Origin of the sequence: Streptomyces sp. D2-8 (assembly GCF_023184515.1) — a bacterium.
Classification (GTDB): domain Bacteria; phylum Actinomycetota; class Actinomycetes; order Streptomycetales; family Streptomycetaceae; genus Streptomyces.
Genome location: NZ_JAAHBP010000025.1, coordinates 93,395 through 105,341, shown reverse-complemented (window position 1 = coordinate 105,341; position 11,947 = coordinate 93,395). Strand labels below are relative to the sequence as shown.

The window sequence follows — 11,947 nt, the reverse complement described above, 5'->3', positions numbered from 1 at the left end:
CCGCGAACCGGGCCGGAAGCCGGGGGAACCGAAGGGACACCGTGAGAGAGCTGCGTATCAGGGTGCTGGCCGGCGTCTTCGTCGTGGCCGGCGTCCTGTCCTGGGCGGGCGCCCGCCTGTGGAACTCGGTCGGAACGCTCCCGAGCGTCCCCCTGGCCGCCCCCATCGTCCTGGCCGTGATCGCCGTGGTCCTGCTGGCCACGGCGCTCTCGATCCGCGCCCGTCTCAAGGCCCAGCGCGAGCGCCTCCCCGAGGCCAAGGGCGTCGACCCCCTCATGGCGGCCCGCGCGGTCGTCTTCGGCCACGCCAGCGCCCTGGTCGCCGCCCTGGTCGCCGGCATGTACGGCGGCACCGGCGTCTTCCTTCTGGAGTCCCTCGACGTCCCCGCCCGCCGCGACCAGGCCATCTACGCGGGCTTCTCCGTCCTCGCGGGCATCGCCGTCATAGCGGCCGCCATCTTCCTGGAGCGCGTCTGCAAGCTCCCGGAGGACGACGAGAACGACGGCACGGGGACGGCTCCGACCACGTGACGCCCGGCGTCAGCGCGCCATGATGAGGCTCATCGCCTCGTTCCGCGTCGCCGCGTCCCGCAGCTGCCCCCGCACGGCCGACGTCAGCGTCTTCGCACCGGGCTTGCGGATCCCGCGCATCGACATGCACATGTGCTCGCACTCCACGACCACGATGACGCCGCGCGGCTCCAGAATCTCCATCAGCGAGTCCGCGATCTGCGTGGTGAGTCGTTCCTGCACCTGCGGGCGCCGGGCGTAGACGTCCACGAGCCGGGCCAGCTTGGACAGCCCGGTGATCTTGCCGCTGGTGGCCGGGATGTACCCGACGTGCGCTACGCCCCGGAATGGTACGAGATGGTGCTCACATGTGCTGTAGACCTCGATGTCCTTCACGAGCACCATCTCGTCGTGCCCGATGTCGAACGTCGTCGTCAGCACGTCCTCCGGCTGCTGCCACAACCCCGCGAATATCTCCTTGTACGCCCGCGCCACCCGCGCCGGCGTCTCCCGGAGACCCTCACGGTCCGGGTCCTCGCCGACCGCGATCAGCAGTTCGCGTACGGCGTTCTCGGCGCGCTTCTCGTCGAACTCGCCGATCTGGCCGTCGCCGTCCAGCGTCACGGGGTCGGTCATCTGGTGCCTCGTTCCTGTGTCCTTCACGGGGCGGCCTGCGGAAATGGCGGAAAGCCGCGCCCCCCAGGCTAAAACCTGGGGGGCGCGGCATCCATTCCGGGGGCTGGGGCCGCCGGGAGAGCTCAGATCAGCTCTCGGGGCGGTCCTCCGGTGTCCGCTCGGGCGCCGCGGCGGGCTCCGCCGCGGTGCTCTTCACGGTGGAGATGGCCGGCGTCGCGCCGTTCGCCCCGTTCGTCAGCGCCAGCTCCTTGGGGGAGAGGACCGGCGGGCGGGTGGACGGCGTACGGCGGGAGGAGCCGGTCCAGGCGGGCCTGGGCGGGCGCTTGACGATCGGCGCGAAGATCTCGGCGATCTCCTCCTTGCCCAGCGTCTCCCTCTCCAGCAGCTGCAGCACCAGGTTGTCGAGGACGTCGCGGTTCTCGACCAGGATCTCCCAGGCCTCGTTGTGCGCGGTCTCGATGAGCTTCTTGACCTCTTCGTCCACGAGCGCGGCGACCTCTTCCGAGTAGTCGCGCTGGTGAGACATCTCACGGCCGAGGAACGGCTCGGTGTTGTCGCCACCGAACTTGATCGCGCCGAGCCGCTCGGTCATGCCGTACTGCGTGACCATCGCGCGGGCCAGGCCCGTGGCCTTCTCGATGTCGTTGGCGGCACCCGTGGTCGGGTCGTGGAAGACGAGCTCCTCGGCCGCGCGGCCGCCCAGCATGTAGGCCAGCTGGTCCAGCATCTCGTTGCGCGTGGTCGAGTACTTGTCCTCGTCCGGCAGCACCATCGTGTAGCCGAGGGCACGGCCTCTCGACAGGATCGTGATCTTGTGGACGGGATCGGAGTTCGGTGAGGCCGCCGCGACCAGGGCGTGACCGCCCTCGTGGTACGCGGTGATCTTCTTCTCCTTGTCCGACATGATCCGGGTCCGCTTCTGCGGGCCCGCGACCACACGGTCGATCGCCTCGTCGAGCATGTGGTTGTCGATCAGCTTCTTGTCGCTGCGGGCCGTCAGCAGGGCGGCCTCGTTCAGCACGTTGGCCAGATCGGCACCCGTCATGCCGGGCGTACGGCGGGCCATGGCCGACAGGTCGACGTCGGGCGCGACCGGCTTGCCCTTCTGGTGGACCTTGAGGATCTCCAGACGGCCCTGCATGTCCGGGCGGTCGACCGCGATCTGCCGGTCGAAACGGCCGGGGCGCAGCAGCGCCGGGTCGAGGATGTCGGGCCGGTTCGTCGCGGCGATGAGGATCACGCCGCCCTTGACGTCGAAGCCGTCCATCTCGACGAGGAGCTGGTTCAGAGTCTGCTCGCGCTCGTCGTGACCGCCGCCGAGGCCGGCGCCGCGGTGGCGGCCGACCGCGTCGATCTCGTCGACGAAGACGATCGCCGGGGCGTTCGCCTTGGCCTGCTCGAACAGGTCTCGGACTCGGGAGGCACCGACACCGACGAACATCTCGACGAAGTCGGAACCGGAGATCGAGTAGAAGGGGACGCCCGCCTCGCCCGCGACGGCACGCGCGAGCAGGGTCTTGCCGGTGCCGGGAGGCCCGTAGAGCAGGACGCCCTTGGGGATCTTGGCGCCGACGGCCTGGAACTTGGCCGGCTCCTGGAGGAACTCCTTGATCTCGTGGAGCTCCTCGACGGCCTCATCGGATCCGGCGACGTCGGAGAAGGTCGTCTTGGGGGTGTCCTTGGTGATGAGCTTCGCCTTGGACTTCCCGAAGTTCATGACCCGGGAGCCGCCGCCCTGCATCTGATTCATCAGGAACAGGAACACGACCACGATCAGCACGAAGGGCAGCAGGGAGAGCAGGATGCCGACGAACGGGTTCTGCTTGGACGGCGAGACCGTGTAGCCGTCCGGGATCTGCTTGTCCTGGTACTTGTTCTGCAGCGTATTGGCGAGGTCGACGCCCTGGTCGCCGATGTAGCTCGCCTGGATCTTCGAGCTGTCCTCGACCTTTACGCCGTCCTTGAGAGTGACCTTGATGGTCGACTCGTCACCGGTGGTCAGCTTGGCCGACTCCACCTTGTTCTGGTTGATCGCCTGGACGACCTGGCCGGTGTCCACCGTCTTGTAGCCGCCGGACGAGCCGACGACCTGCATCAACACGACCACGGCAAGGACGGCCAGCACGATCCACATGACCGGCCCACGGAAGTATCGCTTCACGTCCATCCATACGGAGCGGTGCCGCCCCGTCCCTCCTGCCATAGTGAGTTTGATAAAGACTGTTCTTCGGACGGTACCCCAGCATTGTTACCCGAAGCCGCGTGGGACAGCTGGCGATCCGCCTACGCCTGCTCCAACGGCGGGAAGCCCGCTGGGGTTCCCGATCACCGTGACGGCACTCCGGCCGGAATGTCAGCCGCCGTACACGTGGGGCGCGAGCGTACCGACGAACGGGAGGTTGCGGTACTTCTCGGCGTAGTCGAGGCCGTAGCCCACGACGAATTCGTTGGGGATGTCGAAGCCGACCCATTCCACGTCGATGGCCACCTTCGCGGCCTCGGGCTTGCGCAGCAGCGTGCACACCTTGAGGGAGGCGGGCTCGCGCGAGCCGAGGTTGGAGAGCAGCCAGGACAGGGTCAGGCCGGAGTCGATGATGTCCTCGACGATCAGGACGTGCTTGCCCTTGATGTCGGTGTCGAGGTCCTTGAGGATCCGCACCACACCGGAGGACTGGGTGCCCGCCCCGTACGAGGATACGGCCATCCAGTCCATGGTGACGGGGGTGGACAGCGCCCGGGCGAGGTCGGCCATGACCATCACCGCGCCCTTGAGGACTCCGACGATCAGCAGGTCCTTGCCCGCGTACTCCGCGTCGATCTTCGCGGCCAGCTCGGCCAGCTTGGCGTCGATCTCTTCCTTGGTGATGAGCACCTTCTCGAGGTCGGCACCCATGTCTTTCGCGTCCACCCGCATCACTTTCGGTCGTCCCACCGGCCGATCGGCCCCTCCGCCGGCTGCGGGGAGGGGTCGTGGTTCAGCCTTGCCGAATCACCAGTCTGCCACCCTGCCGCTGGGCCACGACTCTGCCGGGGAGATTGATGGCTCCCTGACCGCGCCAGCCGGTGATCAGCCGGTCGACTTCCTCGATGTGGCGGGCGAACAGCGATCCGGCGGGTGCACCGGCCGCGATGGCGGCCCGGCGCAGGATGCGGCGGCGTACGGCGGGCGGCAGGGCGTAGAGCTTGGCGCACTCCAGGAGGCCGGCGGCGTCGCGGACGGCGGCCTCGGCCTGGCCGGCCCAGGAGTCGAGGGCGTCGGCGTCGTCGCGGGAGAGCCGGGCCGTACGGGCGAGGGCCTCGACGACTCCTTTGCCGAGGGCCTTCTCCAGGGCGGGCAGGCCCTCGTGGCGCAGCCGGGAGCGGGTGTAGGCCGGGTCGGCGTTGTGGGGGTCGTCCCAGACGGGCAGGGACTGGACCATGCAGGCCTTGCGGGCGGTCTGCCGGTCGAGTTCAAGGAAGGGGCGCCGGTAACGGCCGCCGGCCCCCGAGACCGCGGCCATTCCGGACAGGGAGCGGATGCCGGAGCCCCGGGCGAGGCCGAGCAGGACGGTTTCGGCCTGGTCGTCGCGGGTGTGGCCGAGCAGGACGGCGGCGGCGCCGTGGCGTTCCGCAGCGGTGTCGAGGGCGGCGTAGCGGGCGTCGCGGGCGGCGGCTTCGGGCCCGCCGGCGCGGCCGACGCTGACGGCGACGGAGTCGACGGGGTCGAGGCCGAGTTCGCGCAGGCGCTGGACGACTTCCGCGGCGCGCGCGTCGGAGCCGGGCTGGAGGCCGTGGTCGACGGTCACGCCGCCGGCTCTGATGCCGAGTTTGGGGGACTCGAAGGCGAGGGCGGAGGCGAGGGCCATCGAGTCGGCGCCGCCGGAGCATGCCACGAGCACGAGCGGCGGGGAGCTCGGGGGATGCTCGTGCGGGACCGCGGCGGGGGTGCGGTGGTGTTCGGTGAGGAGGTCGTGGAGGACGCGGCGGACCGCCAGGCGTATCGCCGCGACCGCAGGATGGGGACCCATGTCCGGTTCCCTTCATGAAGTTTTCGGGGGGTGTGAACCCGCGTGTCGGTCACGCAGAGTGTGTAGATGGTGACAGAACCGGGCCGTTCCCCGAGCATTGCACGCCTACCCCTGCCTCACGGTCCCTCGGACGGGTGATTGGAGGGGCGTTCGCCTGCCGTCGGCCGGTTTCCTTTCACGACCTTCCCGGGATGTTCACTACTCGGCCTTGCGATGCACCCGCGCGACCCAGTCCGCCGGTTTGGCGATCTCCGACTTGGTGGGGAGGGTGTTGGGCGAGGTCCACACGCGGTTGAAGCCGTCCATGCCGACCTCGTCGACGACGGCCCGCACGAAGCGTTCGCCGTCCCGGTACTGGCGGAGTTTGGCGTCCAGGCCGAGCAGCTTGCGCAGGGCCAGGTCCAGGCGGGAGGCGCCCTTGGCGCGGCGCTGCTGGAACTTCTCGCGGATCTCCCCGACGGTCGGTACGACGTCCGGTCCGACGCCGTCCATCACGAAGTCGGCGTGGCCCTCCAGCAGGGACATCACGGCCGTGAGGCGGCCGAGGATCTCGCGCTGGGCGGGGGTCTGGACGATCTCGACGAGGGAGCGGCCGCCGTCGTCCTCCTCGGCCTCGGGGCGGCCCCCGGCGAGGGTCTGGGCGGCTTCCCGGACGCGCTCCAGGACGGTCATGGGGTCGACGTCGGTCTCCTCCAGGAACGACTGGATTTCACCCCCCAGGTGGTCCCGCAGCCAGGGCACGGCGGTGAACTGGGTGCGGTGCGTCTCCTCGTGCAGGCAGACCCAGAGCCGGAAGTCGTGCGGGTCGACGTCGAGTTCGCGCTCCACGTGGACGATGTTCGGGGCGACGAGCAGGAGCCGGCCGCCATTCGGGCCGCCTGAGGGGAGTTCGCGGGTGGCCGGGGCGAAGGTCTCGTACTGGCCGAGGACGCGGGAGGCCAGGAAGGACAGCAGCATGCCGAGTTCGACGCCGGTGACCTTGCCGCCGACGGCGCCCATGACCGCGCCGCCGGGGGTGTTGCCGCGCCGTTCCTGCATCTTGTCGAGCAGGGGCCGGAGGATTTCCCGGAAGCCGGCGACGTTCGCCCGGATCCAGCCCGGGCGGTCGACGACGAGGACGGGGGTGTCGTGCCCCTCCTCGGTGCCCAGACGGGTGAATCCGCGGACGTGTTCCTCCGAGGCCTTGGCATGCCGCCGCAGCTCCGCGACGACGGCGCGGGCCTCGTCGCGACTGACCTCGGGGCCCGGCCGTACGAGCCGGGTCGCGGTCGCGACCGCGAGATTCCAGTCGACCATGCCGGTTGAAGCACCACCGATGCTCGTCATGCGTCAACCGTACGTGAGCGCCGCCCGCTCGGGCAGGGCGGCGAGGGCCGGGTGAGGCCGGGGCGCCCGGCCTCACCCGCTGGTCACCTGCAGCCGCAGGCCGCAAGGGCCGTGGCGACCCGGTCCAGGGCCTGCTGGGAGGCTGTCGGGTTGCCGGGGTCCGTGCCGGTGGCCATGAACGCGAAGGCCAGCAGGCGGCCGTCCTGGTCGACCAGGGTGCCGGCGAGGGTGTGGACGCCCGAGAGGGTGCCGGTCTTGGCGCGGACGACGCCGGATGCTCCGTCCGTGTAACGGGTGGTCAGGGTGCCGGTGAAGCCGGCGACGGGGAGGCCGGTGAGGGCGGGGCGGAGTTCGGGGTGGGCGGGGTCGGCCGCCTTCGCGAGCAGCGCGGTGAGGAGGTCGGGGGTCAGCCGGTCGGCGCGGTTCAGGCCGCTGCCGTCCTTGAAGACGGCGCCCTTCAGCGGCAGGCCGAGCTTGCGCAGCTGGGAGCTGATCGCCTTGCCGGCGCCGGCGAAGTCGGCCCGGTTGCCCGTGGCGATCGCGGTCTGGCGGGCGAGGGCCTCGGCGATGTCGTTGTCGCTGTTGGTCAGCATGCGTTCGACGAGGGCGGAGAGCGGGGGCGAGGAGACCGCCGCGAGGGTCTTGGCGCGGGTCGTGGCCTTGGACGGGCCGGGGGCCGTGGTCTTGATGCCGTGGGACTTCAGGAGGTCCCCGAACCGGCGGGCCACGTCCGCCGCGGGGTCCTTCACGCGCTCGACCGGGCCGCTCGCCGAGTCGTTCGTGCGGCCTTCGTCGGCCATCAGGGGGCTGACGAGGGCGAGGTTGGGGTTATCCCCGATCGGGTGTTTTTCGTCGCCCGCGTAGAGGGTCGTGTCGTAGGACAGGGTGACCTCGCGGACGCCGCGTTCGGCGAGGGCGCCGGCCGTTTCGGCGGCCAGGGTGCGCAGGCTCGCCGAGCCTGTCCGGTCGTTCTCGCGGGCGGTGAGGGTGGGGTCGCCGCCGCCGACCAGGACGACTTCCCTGGTGTCGGGTTCCAGCGCGGCTCGGGTGGTGAGGCGGTGGTCGGCGCCCATCGCGGACAGCGCGGCGACGGCCGTGGCGACCTTCGTCGTGGAGGCCGGGGTGAGCCCGGTGCCCGAGCCGGAGCCGTACAGGCGCCTGCCGGTGGTCACGTCGATGACCGCCGCTGCGGGCCGGGGGCCGAGGGCCGGGTCCTTCAGCAGGGGGGTGAGGGCGTCCGCGAGGGGCTTGCCGTCCGGGGCGGACTTCACGGTGCTGACGCCGCCGAGGCCGGTCAGCACGGGTCCGGCGCTGGGGGCGGGCCGGGGCCGAGCGGGCGCGCCGGGGGCGCTGCCGTGATCTGTGCCACCCGCGCGGCCCAGGGCCACTGCGCGGTCCCGCTCGGCCGTACGCTGACCCGAGGAGTCCCAGGGACCGGCGGCGGTCACCACACCGGCGGCCAGTGCGAGTCCGGCGGTGGCGGCGCCCGCGGTGTACTGCCAGGCCTTCGGCGGCGTGACCTGCGGTTTTCCGACTCGTACGAGTCGTGCGAGCCGTGGTTTCGTGGCCGCTGCGGCCCGGGCCAGGCGCGGTCGTACGGCATCCGCGAGCCGCACCACGTGCGGTTTCGCGGCCCGCCAAGGCCTCAGCTCTGGCACGACCACCAGCCCCTTTCGCGATCACACACCTGCGTGAGGGACACTTAACCACCAGAACTATGTGTTGATCATGGAGGAGCCACCGGTGGAGTTCGACGTCACGATCGAGATTCCGAAGGGTTCGCGCAACAAGTACGAGGTGGACCACGAGACCGGTCGTATCCGCCTGGACCGGCGACTCTTCACCTCGACCGCCTACCCGACCGACTACGGCTTCGTCGAGAACACCCTCGGCGAGGACGGCGACCCGCTGGACGCGCTGGTCATCCTCGACGAGCCGACGTTCCCGGGCTGCCTGATCCGCTGCCGGGCGATCGGCATGTTCCGCATGACGGACGAGGCGGGCGGCGACGACAAGCTGCTGTGCGTGCCGTCGACGGACCCGCGTGTGGAGCACCTGCGGGACATCCACCACGTGTCGGAGTTCGACCGCCTGGAGATCCAGCACTTCTTCGAGGTCTACAAGGACCTGGAGCCCGGCAAGTCGGTCGAGGGCGCCGACTGGGTGGGCCGCACCGAAGCCGAGGCCGAGATCGAGCGGTCCTACAAGCGCTTCAAGGACCAGGGCGGTCACTGACCTCCTCTCCTGTTGCTGACGGGCCGCACGCCTGCGCGTGCGGCCCGTTCGTCCGTCTGTGCGCATACTGAGGCGGTGGGGGGTACGAGGCTCACGTGTTGTACAGGGAGCACCAGGCAGTGACGGACGCGGAGGACCGCAAACCGAAGTCGGACGAGGCGAGGAGTGCGTTTCTGCCTCCGGCCGGGACGGGCGTCGACGGGGACATGTCGACGACGTCGGAGTTCGCGATCCCCGATGGCCTGGCCCTGCGGGGCACGGCCGGTACGGAGTCCGACACGACGTCCGAGTTCGCCGTGCCGCAGGGGCTGGACGTCCATGCCGCGCCCTCGGCGGAGCAGGAGGGGTCGGCGTTCACCCCGCCGAGCACGTACAGCTCGAAGCACGCCCCGACGGCCTTCACGCCGCCGAGCGGGATCCCCGTGGTCAGCCTGACCAAGGACGTGCCCTGGCAGGACCGGATGCGCACGATGCTGCGCATGCCGGTGGCGGAGCGGCCCGCGCCGGAGGCGATCCAGCGCAGCAGCGACGAGAGCGGGCCCGCGGTGCCGCGCGTGCTCGACCTGACGCTGCGTATCGGCGAGTTGCTGCTGGCGGGCGGGGAGGGCGCCGAGGACGTGGAGGCGGCCATGTTCGCCGTCTGCCGGTCCTACGGGCTGGACCGCTGCGAGCCCAACGTCACGTTCACGCTGCTGGCAATCTCCTATCAGCCGTCCCTGGTCGACGACCCGATCACGGCGTCGCGGACCGTGCGGCGCCGGGGCACCGACTACACGCGGCTGGCGGCCGTGTACCAACTGGTGGACGACCTCAGCGACCACGAGACGGCGGTCTCCCTGGAGGAGGCCTACCGGCGGCTGGCGGAGATCCGCCGTAACCGGCACCCCTACCCCGGCTGGGCGCTGACCGGTGCGAGCGGGCTGCTGGCCGGTGCGGCCTCCGTGCTCGTGGGCGGTGACCTGATCGTGTTCGTCGCCGCGGCGCTGGGCGCGATGCTCGGTGACCGGCTGGCGTGGCTGTGCGCGGGGCGCGGGCTCCCGGAGTTCTACCAGTTCACGGTGGCCGCGATGCCGCCGGCCGCGATCGGGGTCGCGCTGACGCTGGGCCACGTGGACGTGAAGGCCTCCGCGGTCATCACCGGTGGGCTGTTCGCGCTGCTGCCCGGGCGGGCGCTGGTGGCGGGGGTGCAGGACGGGCTGACCGGGTTCTACATCACCGCGTCCGCGCGCCTGCTGGAGGTCCTGTACTTCTTCGTGGGCATCGTCGCGGGTGTGCTGCTGGTGCTGTACTTCGGCGTGCAGCTGGGGGCGCGGCTCAACCCCGACCAGGCGCTCGGGGCCTCCGACGACCCGGTGATGATGATCGGGGCGTCGATGCTGCTGTCCCTGGCGTTCGCGGTGCTGCTCCAGCAGGAACGATCCACCGTGGTGTGGGTGACGCTGAACGGGGGTGTCGCGTGGGTCGTGTACGGCGCGATGCACTACGTGGGCGACATCTCGCCGGTGGCGTCCACGGCGGCGGCCGCGGGGCTGGTGGGGCTGTTCGGGCAGTTGCTGTCCCGGTATCAGTTCGCCTCCGCCCTGCCCTATACGACGGCGGCGATCGGACCCCTGCTGCCGGGTTCCGCGACGTACTTCGGGCTGCTGGCGATCGCGCAGAACGAGGTGGACGAAGGGCTGGTGTCGCTGTCGAAGGCGGTGGCGCTCGCCATGGCCATCGCCATCGGGGTGAATCTCGGGTCCGAGATCTCCCGGATGTTCCTGCGGATCGGGTCCGCCGAGAAGCGGCGGGCCGCCAAGCGGACCAGGGGTTTCTAGCGCCGTTGGCGGCCGGGGCCGGTGGGGTTGTCCGCGGTTCAGTAGCCGCCGTTGTACGGCTGCTGGTGGCCGCCGCCCTGCTGCTGGTGGCCGTAGCCCGGCGCCTGCGGGTACTGGTTGTAGTACTGCTGGTCGTTGTAGCCGTTCTGGTTGCCGTACGGGGGCTGCTGCGGCTGCTGGTGGGGCGGCCGGCCGTTCGGGTCGATGCGGCGGAGCTGGGTCGTCGCGTCGTCCATGGCGGGGGGCTGCTGCTGCCGCTCCGCGGGGGCCTGCGCCGTCGCGCGCTTCTTCTTCGAGCGGTCGCGCAGGTACTCGATGATGATCGGGACGACCGAGAGCAGGACGATCAGGACGAGGATCGGCTCGACGTGCTTCTTGATGAAGTCGATCTGGCCGAGCCAGTAGCCCGCGAGGGTGACGCCGGTGCCCCAGGCGATGCCGCCGATGATGTTGTACGTGAGGAACGTGCGGTACTGCATGCGGCCGGCGCCGGCCACGATGGGCGCGAAGGTGCGCACGATGGGCACGAAGCGGGCCAGGACGATCGCCTTGGGGCCGTACTTCTCCATGAACTCGTGGGCCTTCTCCAGATTCTCCTGCTTGAAGAGCTTGGAGTTGGGACGGTTGAAGAGCTTCGGGCCCAGGAACTTGCCGATCATGTAGCCCACTTGGTCACCGATGACGGCGGCGAGCACGATCAGCGTGCAGACCAGCCACAGCGGCTGGGTGATGTAGGTGCCCTCGGCGACGAAGAGGCCCGCCGTGAACAGCAGGGAGTCACCCGGCAGGAAGGCGAAGAGACCGGACTCCGCGAAGACGATGAGCAGGATGCCGGGCAGGCTGAACGTCGAGATCAGGTAGTCCGGGCTGAGCCACTCGGGGCCGAGCGCAAGCGTGGTCACGGGGATGTGGCTCCTGCTGCTGTGGGGGACGGGCGGGGACTGGCTGCCTCAAAGTATCAACGCAGCCGCCATGGCCCAGGTTCCATGGGCGTACTCAGGATGCACTGTGCGCGGTCCCGGTCAAAGCTGTGAACCATGGGCATCGATGAATACGGCGGCGGACAGGGCCCGGAGCCCGAGGTCCTCGTCGTCACCACGAACGACGTACCCGGCTACCACGTGCGGGAGGTGATCGGTGAGGTCTTCGGCCTGACCGTGCGCTCCCGGCACCTGGGGAGCCAGATCGGCGCCGGGCTGAAGTCGATGGTCGGCGGCGAACTGCGCGGGCTCACCAAGACGCTCGTGCAGACCCGCAACCAGGCCATGGAGCGGCTCGTGGAACAGGCACGCACGCGTGGCGCCAACGGCGTCCTGGCGTTCCGCTTCGATGTGACGGAGGCGGCGGACGTGGGCACCGAGGTGTGCGCGTACGGCACGGCGGTGGTCCTGACCCGGGAGTGAGACACCCCCGGGCC

The 11,947-nt window shown here is 70.4% G+C and carries 11 protein-coding genes; 4 read left to right on the top strand and 7 right to left on the bottom strand.

Features of this window, described 5'->3' with window-relative positions; genetic code table 11:
• The first annotated feature begins 41 nt into the window (after nt 1-41).
• A complete protein-coding gene (locus G3I77_RS34315) occupies nt 42-530 on the top strand; it encodes a DUF3180 domain-containing protein (protein WP_248510116.1) in 489 nt (162 codons plus the stop codon).
• Between the two features lie 9 nt (nt 531-539).
• Here G3I77_RS34315 and folE read toward each other — a convergent pair whose 3' ends face one another.
• The 6 genes from folE to dacB form a co-directional block, all read right to left on the bottom strand.
• A complete protein-coding gene (gene folE / locus G3I77_RS34310) occupies nt 540-1,145 on the bottom strand; it encodes a GTP cyclohydrolase I FolE (protein WP_248510113.1) in 606 nt (201 codons plus the stop codon).
• A gap of 127 nt (nt 1,146-1,272) precedes the next feature.
• A complete protein-coding gene (gene ftsH / locus G3I77_RS34305; protein WP_248510112.1) occupies nt 1,273-3,312 on the bottom strand; it encodes an ATP-dependent zinc metalloprotease FtsH in 2,040 nt (679 codons plus the stop codon).
• A gap of 186 nt (nt 3,313-3,498) precedes the next feature.
• Nucleotides 3,499-4,059 carry a hypoxanthine phosphoribosyltransferase gene (hpt, locus tag G3I77_RS34300; RefSeq protein ID WP_030845937.1) on the bottom strand — a complete coding sequence of 187 codons (561 nt, stop codon included), beginning with the start codon at nt 4,057-4,059 and terminating at the stop codon, nt 3,499-3,501.
• Nucleotides 4,060-4,120: 61 nt separating this feature from the next.
• Nucleotides 4,121-5,152, bottom strand: a complete 1,032-nt coding sequence (tilS, locus tag G3I77_RS34295) for a tRNA lysidine(34) synthetase TilS (RefSeq protein WP_248510110.1) — start codon at nt 5,150-5,152, stop codon at nt 4,121-4,123.
• A gap of 198 nt (nt 5,153-5,350) precedes the next feature.
• Complete coding sequence (locus G3I77_RS34290; RefSeq protein ID WP_248510108.1) at nt 5,351-6,478, bottom strand: zinc-dependent metalloprotease; 1,128 nt, start codon at nt 6,476-6,478, stop codon at nt 5,351-5,353.
• 83 nt (nt 6,479-6,561) lie between these two features.
• Complete coding sequence (gene dacB, locus G3I77_RS34285) at nt 6,562-8,142, bottom strand: D-alanyl-D-alanine carboxypeptidase/D-alanyl-D-alanine-endopeptidase (protein WP_248510103.1); 1,581 nt, start codon at nt 8,140-8,142, stop codon at nt 6,562-6,564.
• 79 nt (nt 8,143-8,221) lie between these two features.
• Between dacB and G3I77_RS34280 the strand changes: the two genes are divergently transcribed.
• Both G3I77_RS34280 and G3I77_RS34275 read left to right on the top strand, forming a co-directional pair.
• A complete protein-coding gene (locus tag G3I77_RS34280; RefSeq protein ID WP_003975424.1) occupies nt 8,222-8,713 on the top strand; it encodes an inorganic diphosphatase in 492 nt (163 codons plus the stop codon).
• Between the two features lie 119 nt (nt 8,714-8,832).
• The gene (locus G3I77_RS34275; protein ID WP_248510102.1) at nt 8,833-10,530 is read left to right on the top strand and encodes a threonine/serine exporter ThrE family protein; all 1,698 of its coding nucleotides are present in this window, start codon (nt 8,833-8,835) and stop codon (nt 10,528-10,530) included.
• A gap of 38 nt (nt 10,531-10,568) precedes the next feature.
• Here the strand turns inward: G3I77_RS34275 and G3I77_RS34270 are convergent, their stop codons facing one another.
• On the bottom strand, nt 10,569-11,432 hold the full coding sequence (locus G3I77_RS34270) for a VTT domain-containing protein (RefSeq protein ID WP_248510101.1): 864 nt from the start codon (nt 11,430-11,432) through the stop codon (nt 10,569-10,571).
• A gap of 135 nt (nt 11,433-11,567) precedes the next feature.
• Between G3I77_RS34270 and G3I77_RS34265 the strand changes: the two genes are divergently transcribed.
• Complete coding sequence (locus G3I77_RS34265) at nt 11,568-11,933, top strand: YbjQ family protein (RefSeq protein ID WP_248510100.1); 366 nt, start codon at nt 11,568-11,570, stop codon at nt 11,931-11,933.
• The last annotated feature ends 14 nt before the right edge of the window (nt 11,934-11,947 follow it).